Source organism: Streptomyces sp. NPDC047886 (assembly GCF_043204435.1).
In the GTDB taxonomy this organism is placed as follows: Bacteria; Actinomycetota; Actinomycetes; order Streptomycetales; family Streptomycetaceae; genus Streptomyces.
The window spans coordinates 340,636-355,457 of the sequence record NZ_JBIDCF010000002.1; the positions used below are offsets into that span (position 1 = coordinate 340,636).

A 14,822-nucleotide genomic window follows, 5' to 3' on the forward strand; every position below is an offset into this window, starting at 1 on the left:
CCGCCGGCCTATCGGGCGGCGTGTATCAGGCCGAGCCGCTGGGTCGCACGGGTCAGCGCCACGTAGAGGTCGTTGACACCGTGCGGCCCGGCCGTGCGGATCCCCTCGGGATCGGCGACGATCACCGTGTCGAACTCCAGGCCCTTCGCCTGCCGGGGCTCCAGCAGGACCACCCGGCGGGTGAGGTCGGGGGCCGGGCCGTGCGCGGCGTCAGGGAGCGCGGCGACGAGGGCCGGCAGGTGCGCGGCGGGGGCGATGACCGCGAGCCGCCCCTCGGTGGGCAGTGCGCTCGCGACGGCGTCGGCGACCCCGCGCGGCAGGTCGTCGGTGACGCTCTCCCAGGGCGGCACACCGGTTGACCTGACCGAGCGGGGCGGGGTGAAGGACGGGTCGTCGGCGCGCCGGACCCGGGCGGCCACGTCCATGATCTCGGCGGGGGTGCGGTAGTTGACGCCGAGCCGTACGTGGGCGAAGCGATCGCCGACGTACGGGTCGAGGATGTCCTGCCACGAGCCGCAGCCCGCCGCGTCGCCGGTCTGCGCCGGGTCGCCGACCAGGGTCATCGAGCGGCTGGGGATCCGGCGCATGAGCAGCCGCCACGCCATCGCGGACAGCTCCTGCGCCTCGTCCACGATGACATGGCCGAACGCCCAGGTGCGGTCGGCGGCGGCACGCTCGGCGGCGCCGCGGTGGTCGGCCTCCTCGTGGCGTTCGGCGAACCGTTCGGCGTCGATGACGTCGTGGGCGCCGAGCACCTCCGACTCCTCGTCCTCGAACTCGTACGTCCGCGAGGCGTACGACACGTCCAGCACGCCCTGCGCGTAGGCGATCCGCTCGGCCCGCTCGCGGGCGGCGGCGGCGCGGGCGGCGGAGTCGTCGTCACCGAGGAGTTCGGCCGCCTCGTCCAGGAGCGGTACGTCGGACTCGGTCCACGGGCCGGTGGCGCGCCGCACGAACTCGGCCTCGCCGTCGGGCAGGTACCCGTCGGGTTCGGCGAGGAAGTCGGCCACGAGCCGCTGCGGCGTCAGCGCGGGCCACAGCTCCCCGACGGCGGCGTGCACGGCGGGGCTGGTGGCGATCTCCTTGCCGAGCTGCGCGATGTCGGACGCGTCGAGCAGGTTCGGCCCGCCGAACGGGTCGGCGCCGAGGCGTTCGGTGAGCTGCTCGGTGAGCGCGTCGACGATCCGGGTGGTGAAGCGTGCCCTGGCGAGGTTGTGCGGCAGCCCGGTGGAGCGGGCGTCCCAGCGGGCGTCCTCGGCCATGTTCCGGTCGAGGAGGAGGGTGCCGTAGTCGTCGTGGTCGATCTCGATCGGCGCGTCGGCGGGCGGCACCGTCTGCCGGTCGCGCAGGACGCGGGCGAGGACGTCGGCCATGGCGGCGCGGCCCTTGATCTCGGCGGCCTCGGGAGTGTCGGTGCCGGTGGCGCGCACGCCGGGGAAGAGCTCCGCGAGGGTGGCGAGCAGGACGCCGGTCTCGCCGAGCGCGGGCAGGACCTGGCCGATGTAGCCGAGGAACGCCGGGTTCGGGCCGACGATGAGGACGGCGCGGCGGGCGAGTTGCTCGCGGTGCGCGTACAGCAGGTACGCGGCGCGGTGCAGCGCGACGGCGGTCTTGCCGGTGCCCGGTCCGCCCTCGACCACGAGGACGCCCTGGTGCGGGGCCCGGATGACGCGGTCCTGCTCGGCCTGGATGGTCTGCACGATGTCGGTCATGCGCCCGGTGCGGGCCGCGTCGAGGGCGGCGAGCAGGACCTCGTCGGCGTCCCGGTTCTCGTGTCCGGTGCGGGTGGTGTCGTCGAGGTCCAGGATCTCGTCGTGCAGGGCGGTGACCTCGCGCCCCCGGGTGCTGATGTGGCGGCGGCGGCTCAGGCCCATGGGGGCGTGTCCGGTGGCGAGGTAGAACGGGCGGGCGACGTCGGCCCGCCAGTCGACCACGAGCGGGGTGCGGTCGGCGTCGTCCTCGCGGATGCCGATGCGGCCGATGTGGTGGTCGCGCCCGTCACGGAACCTCAGCCGGCCGAAGCAGAGCCCGTTCTCGCCGGAGTCGAACGCGGCGAGCAGCCCGGACTGTTCGGCGACGAGGACGTCCCGCTCCAGCCGCGCCTGAAAACCGGTGCCGGTGTCCTTCAGCGCGTCCCGCACGGCGGCCTCGGCCCGCGCGCGCAGAACGTCGAGTCGGGCGTAGAGGTCGCTGATGAATTGCTGTTCGTTCCGGAATTCTTCGGATCCCTGGGATTCCCCGGTTGACAATTCCACTCCCGACGCGGTACGGTGCAGTTATTCAACTCCCGTGTGCTTTCAGTGCTGCGCGCACACGGAAACATCAAATATACGCGTGAGAGTACCCCGGCCGTCAATTCGACAAGCCGGGGATTTTTGTGCGCTCGGGATCCCGCAGCGCTCGCGGGGTCCCGCCGGGGTGGCGGTTCCGGGCGCGGGACGGTGCCCGCGCCCGGAACGGTCCCGTCAGCGCTGGGGCGTCAGCCCCGCCAGGGCTTCCGCGGCCACCCGGCCCGCGCGTTCGCGCTGCGGGTAGTCGCCGACCTTCACCCGGGCGACCTCCTTCGCGGTGCGGTAGTCGACCACCGACACCTCGTCGCGCTCGGAGAGCGTGACGAAGCAGTGCGTGCCGCCTGGCCCGGTCACCGACCAGTACGGCAGGGAGCCCTGCGGGTAGTGGACGAAGCCGTCCGTGGTGAGGCCGGGGCGCGAGACGACGGCCGTGTAGTCGTCGATGGTGCCCGCCACGCAGAGCTTGTCCTCGGTCCCGTTCATGGCCATGCCGTGGTGGGCCGAGTTCTGCGGATAGTCGTCGGGCTTCATGGCCGCGGCCGCCGCGCTGAACGGCATCTCCACCGTGCGGACGGTGCGTCCGGCCTCCAGGTCGTACTCGATGAAGCCGTTGAGATAGGAGAGCTGGGCGTACATCGTCTTTCCGTCCGGGGTGATCACGGCCGGGCGGACGCCCTTGCCGAAGGTGTACTTCCGGATCACCTTCAGGGTCGCGGCGTCGGCCACCGTCACCTGTTTGGTGCCTTTGAGGAAGTCAAGGGCCCTGGGCAGGGAGGTGACACCGATGGACATGTTGTAGATCCGGGAGCCGTCCGCCGAATACATGTTCTCGTGCGGGTACGTGCCGGTCGCGAACTCCCCGGTGATCCGCCCGGTCGCCGTGTCGAGCGTCTGCGCCTTGGCGGCCGTGATCGCCGACACCACGAAGGTGCGCCCGTCGGCGGAGAGCACGGCGTGGTCGGCCTTGAGTCCGTCGAGGTGCGTACGCCAGAGCTGCCGGCCGCTGGCGATGTCGTACGCGGCGGCGTCGCCGAGGTTGCCGCGCGAGACGTACAGGGTGCGCCCGTCCGGTGAGACATGGGCGTCGTCCACGAACTTGTCCCCGCCCGCCTGCTGCCTGACCACCTCGTACGCGGCACGGCGGACGGGGTCCATGGCGGCGATCAGCGCGGCCCGGTCAGCGGCGACGTCCAGGGTGCCGAGGTTCTGGTACGTACGGGAGTCGAGGAAGCTCACCGTGCCGTCGGCGCTGTTGCCGACGAGCACGACGTCGCGGAGCGCGGTGGCCGCGGCGGGCGCGGCGCTCCCGGCGGGCGCGGCCTCCCGGGCGGTGGAGCCGGGTGCCGGGCCGAGGGTGAATCCGAGGGCGAGGGCGAGGGCGAGGACCGCCGGACGACGTGACATGGGACCGTCCCTTCGAAAGCGCCGTGACACGGGGACCGTGCCACGAGGACCGGGGAGAGCACGGGGCATGGGAGGCATGCACATGCCATGTCGGCTCATGTTACCGGCGGTACGGCCAAGAAGCGCGGGCCGCGCGGGAGTTGACGCTCCCACGCGGCCCGCACCGTCCAGCCGTCAGACCCTGGCCGGCTGGGGCGCCTGCCCGGCCGCCTCGACGGCGGTGCCGGACTCCGGCGCGGCGGCCGGAGCGTGGTCGTCCACCAGGTTCTTCTCGTCGAACGGCACCCGGCCGGCGAGGACCTCCGCCGCCCGCTCCTTGTCGATCTCCTTGGTCCAGGTGCCGACGAGGACGGTCGCCACCGCGTTGCCCGCGAAGTTCGTCAGGGCGCGCGCCTCGCTCATGAACCGGTCGATGCCGACGATCAGGCCGACACCGTCCACCAGCTCGGGCCGGTGCGACTGCAGACCGCCCGCCAGCGTGGCCAGACCGGCTCCGGTGACGCCCGCCGCGCCCTTCGACGCGATGATCATGAAGACGAGCAGCGAGATCTGCTGGCTCAGCGACAGCGGGTCGCCCATCGCCTCGGCGACGAACAGCGAGGCCATCGTCAGATAGATGGCGGTGCCGTCCAGGTTGAAGGAGTAGCCGGTCGGCACGGTGATGCCGACGACCGGCTTGCTGACACCCAGGTGCTCCATCTTCGCGATGAGCCGCGGCAGAGCGGACTCCGAGGAGGAGGTGGAGAGGATCAGCAGGAACTCCCGGCCCAGGTACCGCAGCAGCGACAGGATGTTGATGCCGGCCACCAGCCGCAGCAGCGCGCCGAGGACGACGAAGACGAAGACCACGCAGGTGGCGTAGAAGCCGATCATGATGACCGCGAGGGACTTCAGCGCGTCCATGCCGGTCGAGCCCACCACGGCGGCGATCGCGCCGAACGCGCCCACCGGGGCCACCCACATGATCATCGCGAGGATGCGGAAGACCAGCCGCTGGATGTGCCCGATCCCGCGCAGCACCGGCTCCCCCGCCGCGCCCATCGCCTGCAGCGCGAAGCCCGCGAGCAGCGCGACCAGCAGCGTCTGGAGGACCTCGCCCTCGGTGAAGGCGGACACCAGGGTCTTGGGGATGACGCCGAGCAGGAAGTCGACGGTGCCCTCGCTGGCGCCCTCGGCCTGCTTGCCGCCGGCCTCCCGGGCCGCTTCCGTCAGGTGCAGCCCGGAGCCGGGCTCCAGCAGGTTGCCGACGGCCAGACCGATGGCCAGCGCCACGGTCGACATCACCATGAAGTAGCCGAGGGCCAGTCCGCCGACGGCGCCCACCTTCGCGGCCTTGCGCACCGAACCGACGCCGAGCACGATCGTGCAGAAGATGATCGGGGAGATCATCATCTTGATCAGGCTGACGAATCCGCTGCCGAGCGGCTTCAGCTCGACGGCCACGCCGGGGGCGGCGAAGCCCACGGCGATGCCGAGCACGACCGCGGCGATGACGGCCAGATACAGATAGTGGGTACGGTCCCGTCGTGCGGCCACGGGGTCCTCCTCGTCGAGTTCGCTCCACGTCCCGGTGGATCCCCGCGACTATCCATCACGCCTGTGACGCCGGTCACCGTTGCGTTCGTTTCGTTCACGCTTTCGTCCAGACTGTGGCGCGGGGGTCGTTCAGACGATTTCGGACAGGCACACTGCACGCATGCGCATTCCCCGCCACCGGGTCCGCCTCAGGGCCCTCCCCCGCAGCCTCGCCGGCCAGCTCTTCGCGATGCAGGTCGTGCTGGTGGCGGCGATCGTGGCCGGATGCTCCGTCTTCGTGTACGTCACCGACCGCGCCCAGGCCGAGGAGACGGCGCGCCGCCAGGCCGCGGCCACCGCGACCGCCGTCGCCCGCTCGCCGTCCGTCGTGGCGGCCGTCCGCTCGGACAACCCGACGGCGGCCCTCCAGCCGTACGCCGACGCGCTCACCGGCGAGGCCGGGGTGACCTTCGTGGTGATCATGGCCCCGGACGGGAAGCGGTGGACGCACCCGGAGCCGGACCGGATCGGCAAGACGTATCTCGGCCACATAGCCGAGGCCCAGCGGGGCGACACGCTGACGGAGACGTACGAGGGGACGCTCGGACGTTCCGTGCGGACCGTGACGCCCGTGTGGGACCGGGACCGGATCGTCGCCCTGGTCAGCGCGGGCATCACCATCGACCGGATCAGCGAGCAGGTGCGCCGGCAGGTCACCGCGCTGCTCGGGATGGCGGGCGCGGCGCTGGCGCTGGGCGGGGCCGGCACCTATGTGATCAACGCCCGGCTGCGGCGGCACACCCACGGTATGAACGCCGCCGAACTCAGCCAGGTGCACGACTACCACGAGGCCGCCCTGCACGCGGTACGCGAGGGACTGCTGATGCTCGACGGGCGCCGACAGGTCGCGCTGATCAACGACGGGGCCCGGGAACTGCTCGGGCTCGACCACGACGTGGTCGGCACCCCGGTCGCCGAACTCGGTCTGGCCCCGTCGCTGACCGGGGCGCTGCTGGCGTCCGAGCCGCGCGTGGACGAGCCGCACCTGACGGCCGACCGCGTGCTCGTGGTGTCCACCCGCCCGGTCGTCGGCGGCGAGCGGCGTGGCACGGTGGTCACCCTGCGGGACCGTACCGAACTCCAGGCGCTCGCCGGTGAGCTGGACTCCGAACGCGGCTTCACGCAGGCGCTGCGCGCGCAGGCGCACGAGGCGGCGAACCGGCTGCACACCGTGGTGTCGCTGATCGAACTGGGCCGCGTGGACGAGGCCGTCGAGTTCGCGACGGCCGAACTGGAGCTGGCGCAGGCCCTGACGGACCGCGTGGTCGACGCGGTCGCCGAACCCGTGCTGGCGGCGCTGCTGCTGGGCAAGGCGGCGCAGGCCAACGAGCGCGGCGTGGAACTGGTCCTCACCGGCGACAGCCGGATCGACGACGGGGTGCTGCCGCCGACGCTGCCCGTGCGGGACCTGGTGACCGTGCTGGGCAACCTGATCGACAACGCGGTGGAGGCGGCGCAGGGCGCGGGCGGGGCGCGGGTCACCGTCACGGCGCGTACGGACGGGGGCGAACTGCTGCTGGGCGTCGCGGACAACGGGCCCGGCGTCCCGGCGGACGACACCGAGGCGGTGTTCGAACGCGGCTGGTCCACCCGCGGCGCGGGCCGGGGGCTCGGGCTCGCCCTGGTCCGGCAGGCCGCGCGGCGGGCGGGCGGCACGGTCGCGCTGGGCCGGGGCCGGGACGGCGGCGCGGAGTTCACCGTACGGCTGCCGCTGGGTTCCCCGGCGCGGGCGCGGACCGGGGACGCGAGCGCCGGGGTCGCGGACGCCGCCGGCCGGGGCACGGGCTCCCTTCGCGGGGACACCGCCACCGCCGTCGCCGTCGCCGGGAGCGTCACGGGCGAGGTGCCGTCATGAGCATCCGGGTGCTGGTGGTGGAGGACGACCCCGTCGCGGCGGACGCGCACGCCCTGTACGTACGGCGGGTGCCCGGCTTCGACGTCGTCGGCGTCGCCCACTCGCGTACGGCGGCGGGTCGGCTCCTGGAGCGGACGCCCGTCGACCTGATCCTCCTGGACCTGTACCTGCCGGACGGGCACGGGCTGCATCTGCTGCGGTCGCTGCGCGCCGCCGGGCACTCCGCCGACGTCATCGCGGTCACCTCGGCCCGCGACCTGGCGATCGTCCGCGAGGGGGTGTCGCTCGGCGTGGTCCAGTACGTCCTGAAGCCGTTCACCTTCGCCACCCTCCGGGACCGCCTCACGCGGTACGCCGATTTCCACGCGGCCGCCGGGGAGGCGGCGGGTCAGGACGAGGTGGACCGGGCGCTCGCCACGCTCCGTACGCCGGAGCCCGCCTCGCTGCCCAAGGGCCTGAGCGCGCCCACGCTCGCCGCCGTCACGCGGACGCTCCGGGACAGCCCCGAGGGGCTGACCGCCACCGAGGCGGGTACGGCGGTCGGGATCTCGCGGATCACCGCGCGCCGCTATCTGGAACACCTGGTCACGGCCGGGCGGGCGGAGCGGAGCCCGCAGTACGGGCAGATCGGCCGGCCCGAGCTCCAGTACCGCTGGATCACGACCAGTCGGTAATTTACTGACGAGTAGGGGCGATCTGGACGTTCCTACGACTTTTGACGTTGGGTGAACCCACCGTAGCCAGATGTCACCATCGCCTCCTACCTTGTGCGCGTGCACCCCATTCCCCGCTCCTCCTCCGCCCACCCCACCCCGCCGTTCAACGCGCTCGCCGCGCGCCGGCTGCGCGAGGCCCTCGGTATGGCCCCCGGCCATGTCGCCTACGGCCTGCGCGCCCAGTACGGGCTCCATGTGACACCCGACATGGTGGTCTCCTGGGAGCGCGGCGTCGCCGCCCCGGACTCGCGCGAGCTCACCGCGCTCGCGGGCGTGCTGTGGTGCTCGCCCGGCGAGCTGCTGGCCGCCGCGACGACGCTGCGGGAACACCGCATGGCCCGGGGCATCGCGCCCGACGACCTGGCGCGCCGGGTCGGCGTCGACGTCAAGGCGTACCAGCGGATGGAGGAGTCGGGGCGCTGGCGCGGCAACGAACGCCAGACGGCGGCGCTCGCCGATGTGCTCGCGCTCGGCCCGCGCGAGCTGCTCTCGGCCACCGGACGGGACGCCGAGCTGACCGAGGTGCTGCGGGACGCGGCCACGACGCGCTGGCAGGCGTACGTCAAGGCGGCCGCGAAGCTGGTGCCGATGGACCGGGGCCGGCTGGAGGGCGCGCTCCAGCAGCTGCACGCCGACTACCACGCCCGTATGGTCGCCACCTTCAGCTGGGGCGACTCCGGCGGCAGCGGCGGCGAGGCGGGCCGGGAGTTCCTGGACCGGATATCCGACCACTTCTGGGCGCTCGTGCAGAACTGACCGCTCACCGCCCGGCCGGGTCGAGGCGGAACACCTGCCCGGCGCCGTCGGGCGCGCACGCGCTCTGGAACACGTCCGCCCACGGTTCGCGGGACGCGTCCCGCACGGTCAGGCACAGCTCCGAGTACGCCGCGCGGATGCGGTGGCCGCGCGCCCGGTCGCCGTCGAACGCCTCGAAGCGGAACGCCTCGCGGGGGCCGCGCCCGCCGCACTCCTGGTCGACGAGGGGCGCGCCGTCCGCCTCGGCGGCCTCCACCGGGATGCCCGAGCAGCCGGGGCCGAAGTCGGGGTGGTCCGACCGGATGCGCCAGAGGCCGCCGGGAAGCGCGACGAGCGAGTAGCGGGGGACGACGGCGTCGGCGCACGCCACCTGGTACACCTGACCGCTCCGCTGCCCCGGCCGCTCGTTGAGGCAGAGCCCGGAGTGCACGGCCCGGATCGCCACGGGCCCCGCCACGGGTGCCGCGACCTCCTCGTCCCGGTGGCTGTCCTCGTCGCCGCCGCCCAGGTACACGACGAGGGTGATGACGGCGATGACCACCGTCGCGACGCACACCCCCGCCACCACACCCCACCGCACAGCCCACCGCAGGTCCCGCCGCGGCCGGCCGCGCGACTCCGGGGGCGGCTCGTCGCGCGGCTCCGGAGGCGGCTCGCCCCACGGGTCCGGGGACGGCTCGTCGCGCGGATCCGGGGACGGCTCGTCCCACGGCTCCGCGTGTGGGGCCGCCGTGCGCCCGCGGTCGTCGCGCGGGTCCGCGTCCGTGCCCTGCGGGGCGGCCGACGGGGCCGCCCGCCCGGGTCCGGAACCGGAGCCGGGGCCGGGGCCGGGGTCGGGGCCGGGGTCGGGGTCGGGGTCGGGGCCGGGGTCGGCGTCCGGGTCGGGGTCGGGGTCGGCGTCCGGGTCGGGGGGCGGTTCCCCGCCCGTACGCGTGCCGTCCGGGTCCCGGGGCGGGTCGCCCGGGGCGGCCGCCCAGGACAGGAGGTCATGGCGGGGGCGGGCCGCCAGGTCCTTGCGGACCCTCAGCCACACCTCCAGTTCCGCCGGGCCCGCGCCACACGCGCGGACGAACGCGCTGAGCAGCTCCTCGCGGGGCAGCGTCGTACGGGACAGCATGTTCGCGACCGTCGAGCGGGGCAGTACGTCACCCATCGCGTCGGCCCGCGCGGACAGTTCGCGGTAGGTGAGGCCCGACCAGTCCTTGAGGGCCTGCAACCGGTCGACGAACCCGGCGGGGTCGCGTGCCTCCCGTGGGTCGGGGGCGCTCTCCCCGTCGGCCATCCGCGCTCCCTCCCCTCCGCCTCGGTCCCGGACGGTGTGGGACGGCGTCGGGACATGTCCGGGACAGCGTCCAGCCTTGTTGAATCCCCGACGGGCCTCAAGAGTGGAAACCGGCCGCGTGGCGGCGAGAACACGAACGGTCCCGGTCGGCCACGGGGGCGCCGATCGGGACCGCTCGGTGTCGAACGAGGGACGTTCGTCCCTCAGAAAACGGACTCCGCTTCGAACATCCGGTCCTCGGGCACGGTCTTCAGCCGCGTGACGGCCTCCGCGAGCGGCACCATCGTGACGTCGGTGCCGCGCAGCGCGGTCATCCTGCCGAACTCCCGGCGGTGCGCGGCCTCCACCGCGTGCCAGCCGAACCGGGTGGCGAGCACACGGTCGTACGCGGTCGGCGTGCCACCGCGCTGGACGTGGCCGAGGATGACCGGGCGGGCCTCCTTGCCGAGCCGCTTCTCCAGTTCCTTCGCGAGCCGGTTGCCGATGCCCTGGAACCGCTCGTGGCCGTACTGGTCGATCTCGCCCTTCGCGTACTCCATGGTGCCCTCGGCGGGGTGCGCGCCCTCGGCGACGCAGACGACCGCGAACTTCTTGCCGCGCGCGAAGCGTTCCTCGACCATCTTCACCAGGTCGTCGACCTGGAACGGCCGCTCGGGCAGGCAGATGCCGTGCGCGCCGCCTGCCATGCCGGACTCCAGCGCGATCCATCCGGCGTGGCGGCCCATCACCTCGACCACCATGACGCGCTGGTGCGACTCGGCGGTCGTCTTGAGGCGGTCGATGGCCTCCGTGGCGACCATGACGGCGGTGTCGAAGCCGAAGGTGCGGTCGGTGGAGGAGATGTCGTTGTCGATGGTCTTCGGTACGCCGACGACGGGCATCCCGGCGTCCGACAGCATCCGGGCGGCCGTCAGGGTGCCTTCGCCGCCGATCGGGATGAGGACGTCGATGCCGTACCGCTGCTGCAACTCGCCGCAGTTCTCGGCGGCTTCGCGCAGCCGGTCGCGCTCCAGGCGGGCGGAGCCGAGGATGGTGCCGCCACGGGCGAGGATGCCGCTGACGGCGTTGAGGTCGAGGGGGCGGTAGTGACCGTCGAGGAGGCCCTTGAACCCGTCCTCGAACCCGATGACTTCGTCGCCGTGGCCGGTGAGCGCGCGGTGCACGACCGACCGGATCACGGCGTTCAGGCCGGGGCAGTCGCCGCCTGCGGTGAGAACTCCGATACGCATCGTGCTGTGTCTCCTGCTCAGGTGTCGTGGGTTCGCGGGGGCCGGTCCGCATGGGCGGAAGCCGGGGTGCGCCTTCCCGAATTGTCCCACGGCGACCGCGGCCGAGCCGCTCACCGCCGCCGGGCCGAAGGACTTCCGGCCCTCGTCCGGGCCATTGTTCCCCGATGTTCCCGGACCACCCGTCCGGAAAGCGCTTTAGCCAGTGGCAGAGGTATTGTCAAGAGGGTAATGCGACCCTAACGGGGTTTTTTGTTCGCACTCGCTTGACAGGAGAGCATGGCGTGGCGCGCAGCGTGTACGTGACCGGGATCGACCGCGGAGACGGCCGGCAGGTCGTGGAGCTGGGAGTCATGGAGCTCCTGACCCGCCAGGTGGACCGTGTGGGGGTGTTCCGGCCGCTGGTGCACGACGGCCCCGACCGCCTCTTCGATCTGCTGCGCACCCGCTACCGGCTCTCCCAGGACCCGGCGTCCGTGTACGGCATGGACTATCTGGAGGCGTCCGCGCTCCAGGCCGAGCAGGGCACCGACGAGCTGGTGTCCCGGCTGGTGGACCGGTTCCACATGGTCGCCAGGGACTACGAGGTGGTCCTCGTCCTCGGTACGGACTTCGCCGGTACGCAGCTCCCCGACGAGCTGGCGCTCAACGCGCGGCTGGCCAACGAGTTCGGCGCCTCCGTGATCCCGGTCGTCGGCGGCAAGGGCCAGCCTGCGGACGCGGTGCGGGCGGAGACGCGCAACGCGTTCCGGGCGTACGACGGGCTCGGCTGCGACGTGCTGGCGATGGTCACCAACCGGGTGGCGGCCGAGGACCGCGAGCTGATAGCGGAACGGCTGGCCGCCCGGCTGCCGGTGCCCTGCTACGTGCTGCCCGACGAGCCGGCCCTCTCCGCGCCGACGGTCGCGCAGATCACCCACGCGCTGGGGGCCAAGGTCGTGCTCGGCGACGGCTCGGGGCTGGCCAGGGACGCCCTGGACTTCGTGTTCGGCGGCGCCATGCTGCCGAACTTCCTCAACGCCCTGACCCCCGGCTGCCTCGTCGTCACCCCCGGCGACCGCGCCGACCTGGTGGTGGGGGCGCTGGCCGCCCACTCGGCCGGTACGCCGCCCATCGCGGGCGTCCTGCTCACCCTGAACGAGCAGCCGAGCCAGGAGATCCTCACCCTGGCCGGGCGCCTCGCCCCGGGCACACCGGTCATCTCGGTGCCCGGCAACAGCTTCCCGACGGCCGCGGAACTCTTCGCGCTCGAAGGCAAGCTGAACGCGGCGACCCCGCGCAAGGCGGAGACCGCGCTGGGTCTGTTCGAGCGCCACGTGGACACCGCCGACCTGCTGAGCCGGCTGTCGGTGGCGCGCAGCGGCCGGGTCACGCCGATGATGTTCGAGCACGAGCTGCTGGAGCAGGCGCGCGCCGACCGCCGCCGGGTCGTCCTGCCGGAGGGCTCGGAGGAGCGGGTGCTGCGGGCGGCGGACGTCATCGTCCGGCGGGACGTATGCGATCTGACGCTGCTCGGCGATGTCGAGGTGATCCGCAAGAAGGCGGCCGACCTGGGCGTCGACCTGTCAGCGGCGCAGCTGATCGACCCGTCCACCTCGGAACTGCGCCAGCGGTTCGCCGAGCGGTACGCGGGGCTGCGCGCCCACAAGGGCGTGACGGTGGAGCTGGCGTACGACGTGGTGTCGGACGTGAACTACTTCGGCACGCTGATGGTGCAGGAGGGACTGGCGGACGGCATGGTGTCAGGGTCCGTGCACTCGACGGCCGCGACGATCCGCCCCGCGTTCGAGATCATCAAGACCAAGCCGGAGGCGTCGATCGTCTCGTCGGTCTTCTTCATGTGCCTGGCCGACAAGGTGCTCGTGTACGGCGACTGCGCGGTCAACCCCGACCCGGACGCCGAGCAGCTCGCCGACATCGCGGTCCAGTCGGCCGCCACGGCCGCCCGGTTCGGCGTCGAGCCCCGGATCGCGATGCTGTCGTACTCGACGGGAACGTCGGGCTCCGGCGCGGACGTCGACAAGGTCCGTGAGGCGACGAAGCTGGTGCGGGCCGCGCACCCGGAGCTGCGGATCGAGGGGCCCATCCAGTACGACGCGGCCGTCGAGCCGTCCGTCGCCGCCACGAAGCTGCCGGACTCGGAGGTGGCGGGCCAGGCGACCGTGCTGATCTTCCCGGACCTCAACACGGGCAACAACACCTACAAGGCCGTGCAGCGCTCGGCCGGCGCGGTGGCGGTGGGACCCGTGCTCCAGGGCCTGCGCAAGCCGGTGAACGACCTGTCGCGCGGCGCGCTCGTCAGCGACATCGTCAACACGGTCGCGATCACCGCGATCCAGGCCCAGGCGGTGCCGGTCGCCGGAGCGTCCCCGGCGGCCGCCGACGCTCCGGGCGCGGCCGACGCCCCGGCCGCTGCCGCCCCGGCCGCCGCTGCCGCCGGCCCCGTATGACCTCCCGCGTCCCCGCCCCCACCCCCGCCCCCACCACAGAAAGCACCGCATCCGTGACCAGCGCGACCCGCGTCCTCGTCCTCAACTCCGGCTCGTCGTCGGTGAAGTACCAGCTGCTCGACATGCGCGACAGCTCGCGGCTGGCCGTGGGGCTGGTGGAGCGGATCGGCGAGGCCACCTCGCGGCTGGTGCACACCCCGCTCGGCGACGGCGGGGAGAAGCGTGAGCGCACGGCTCCGATTCCGGACCACACGGCCGCGCTGAAGGCGGTCGCGGCGGAGCTGGCGGCCGACGGCCTGGGCCTGGACTCCCCCGACCTGGCGGCGATCGGCCACCGGGTGGTCCACGGCGGCCTGCGGTTCTCCGCGCCGACGGTCGTCACGGACGAGGTGCTGGCCGAGGTGGAGCGGCTGGTGCCGGTGGCGCCGCTGCACAACCCGGCGAACATCACCGGGATCCGCACCGCGCGGGCGCTGCGCCCCGACCTGCCGCAGGTGGCGGTCTTCGACACGGCGTTCCACACGACCATGCCGGAGTACGCGGCCCGGTACGCGATCGACACGGAGACCGCGGACGCGCACCGGATCCGCCGCTACGGCTTCCACGGCACGTCGCACGCGTACGTCTCCCGCGAGACCGCGCGGCTGCTCGGCAGGGACCCGGCCGAGGTGAACGTGATCGTGCTGCACCTGGGCAACGGGGCTTCGGCCTCGGCGGTGGCCGGGGGCCGGTGCGTGGACACGTCGATGGGCCTGACCCCGCTGGAGGGACTGGTCATGGGCACCCGCTCGGGCGACGTCGATCCCGCCGTCACGTTCCACCTCCAGCGCGTCGCCGGAATGTCGGCCGATGAGGTCGATGTCCTGCTGAACAAGAAGAGCGGTCTGGTGGGGCTGTGCGGCGACAATGACATGCGGGAGATCCAGCGGCGGATCGACCGGGGCGACGAGCGCGCCCGGCTGGCCTTCGACATCTACATCCACCGGCTGAAGAAGTACATCGGGGCCTATTACGCGGTGCTCGGCCGGGTGGACGCGGTGGCGTTCACGGCGGGTGTGGGTGAGAACGCCGCGCAGGTGCGGGAAGCTGCCCTCGCCGGCCTGGAGGGCCTGGGCCTGTCGGTGGACGCCGGGCTCAACGCCGTACGGTCCGGCGAACCGCGACTGATCTCGCCGGAGCACGCGCGGGTGGCGGTGGCGGTGGTGCCGACGGACGAGGAGCTGGAAATCGCGACGCAAACCTACTCACTGGTAAATGACTGACGCCC

At 73.0% G+C, this 14,822-nt stretch carries 10 protein-coding genes; 5 read left to right on the forward strand and 5 right to left on the reverse strand.

What is annotated here, in order from left to right; genetic code table 11:
* Positions 1-8: 8 nt before the first annotated feature.
* The 3 genes from ACGF5U_RS07235 to ACGF5U_RS07245 all read right to left on the reverse strand — a co-directional run bounded on the left by ACGF5U_RS07235 (position 9) and on the right by ACGF5U_RS07245 (position 5,231).
* Entirely contained in the window at positions 9-2,255 is a 2,247-nt protein-coding gene (locus tag ACGF5U_RS07235) for a HelD family protein (RefSeq protein ID WP_392711024.1), read from the reverse strand.
* 210 nt (positions 2,256-2,465) lie between these two features.
* Complete coding sequence (locus ACGF5U_RS07240) at positions 2,466-3,695, reverse strand: YncE family protein (protein ID WP_392711026.1); 1,230 nt, start codon at positions 3,693-3,695, stop codon at positions 2,466-2,468.
* A 174-nt stretch (positions 3,696-3,869) separates the two neighbouring features.
* Positions 3,870-5,231, reverse strand: coding sequence for a cation:dicarboxylate symporter family transporter (locus ACGF5U_RS07245; protein ID WP_392711028.1), 1,362 nt, complete (start codon positions 5,229-5,231; stop codon positions 3,870-3,872).
* 160 nt (positions 5,232-5,391) lie between these two features.
* Between ACGF5U_RS07245 and ACGF5U_RS07250 the strand changes: the two genes are divergently transcribed.
* From ACGF5U_RS07250 to ACGF5U_RS07260, 3 genes are all read left to right on the forward strand, one after another.
* Positions 5,392-7,125: an ATP-binding protein gene (locus tag ACGF5U_RS07250; protein ID WP_392711030.1), complete on the forward strand. Its 1,734-nt coding sequence runs from the start codon at positions 5,392-5,394 to the stop codon at positions 7,123-7,125.
* Positions 7,122-7,799, forward strand: a complete 678-nt coding sequence (locus tag ACGF5U_RS07255) for a response regulator (RefSeq protein WP_392711032.1) — start codon at positions 7,122-7,124, stop codon at positions 7,797-7,799. Before ACGF5U_RS07250 ends, ACGF5U_RS07255 begins: the two co-directional genes overlap by 4 nt.
* 186 nt (positions 7,800-7,985) lie before the next feature.
* Positions 7,986-8,597: a helix-turn-helix domain-containing protein gene (locus ACGF5U_RS07260; protein ID WP_392711302.1), complete on the forward strand. Its 612-nt coding sequence runs from the start codon at positions 7,986-7,988 to the stop codon at positions 8,595-8,597.
* A 4-nt stretch (positions 8,598-8,601) separates the two neighbouring features.
* On the opposite strand, the gene ACGF5U_RS07265 is transcribed toward ACGF5U_RS07260, so the two are convergent.
* Both ACGF5U_RS07265 and ACGF5U_RS07270 read right to left on the reverse strand, forming a co-directional pair.
* The gene (locus ACGF5U_RS07265; RefSeq protein WP_392711034.1) at positions 8,602-9,879 is read right to left on the reverse strand and encodes a helix-turn-helix domain-containing protein; all 1,278 of its coding nucleotides are present in this window, start codon (positions 9,877-9,879) and stop codon (positions 8,602-8,604) included.
* A 203-nt stretch (positions 9,880-10,082) separates the two neighbouring features.
* Positions 10,083-11,108: an ATP-dependent 6-phosphofructokinase gene (locus tag ACGF5U_RS07270; RefSeq protein WP_392711035.1), complete on the reverse strand. Its 1,026-nt coding sequence runs from the start codon at positions 11,106-11,108 to the stop codon at positions 10,083-10,085.
* 281 nt (positions 11,109-11,389) lie between these two features.
* Here ACGF5U_RS07270 and pta point away from each other — a divergent pair, with 281 nt between their 5' ends.
* Positions 11,390-13,555: a phosphate acetyltransferase gene (gene pta, locus ACGF5U_RS07275; RefSeq protein WP_392711037.1), complete on the forward strand. Its 2,166-nt coding sequence runs from the start codon at positions 11,390-11,392 to the stop codon at positions 13,553-13,555.
* Complete coding sequence (locus tag ACGF5U_RS07280; RefSeq protein ID WP_392711039.1) at positions 13,552-14,817, forward strand: acetate kinase; 1,266 nt, start codon at positions 13,552-13,554, stop codon at positions 14,815-14,817. Before pta ends, ACGF5U_RS07280 begins: the two co-directional genes overlap by 4 nt.
* The last annotated feature ends 5 nt before the right edge of the window (positions 14,818-14,822 follow it).

Excerpts from the sequence above, each read along its gene's own strand:
- ACGF5U_RS07240 (WP_392711026.1), bottom strand. The coding sequence starts at position 3,695 with ATGTCACGTCGTCCGGCGGTCCTCGCCCTCGCCCTCGCCCTCGGATTC.
- ACGF5U_RS07250 (WP_392711030.1), top strand. The coding sequence starts at position 5,392 with ATGCGCATTCCCCGCCACCGGGTCCGCCTCAGGGCCCTCCCCCGCAGC.
- ACGF5U_RS07255 (WP_392711032.1), top strand. The coding sequence starts at position 7,122 with ATGAGCATCCGGGTGCTGGTGGTGGAGGACGACCCCGTCGCGGCGGAC.
- ACGF5U_RS07260 (WP_392711302.1), top strand. The coding sequence starts at position 7,986 with ATGGCCCCCGGCCATGTCGCCTACGGCCTGCGCGCCCAGTACGGGCTC.
- ACGF5U_RS07265 (WP_392711034.1), bottom strand. The coding sequence starts at position 9,879 with ATGGCCGACGGGGAGAGCGCCCCCGACCCACGGGAGGCACGCGACCCC.
- ACGF5U_RS07270 (WP_392711035.1), bottom strand. The coding sequence starts at position 11,108 with ATGCGTATCGGAGTTCTCACCGCAGGCGGCGACTGCCCCGGCCTGAAC.
- ACGF5U_RS07280 (WP_392711039.1), top strand. The coding sequence starts at position 13,552 with ATGACCTCCCGCGTCCCCGCCCCCACCCCCGCCCCCACCACAGAAAGC.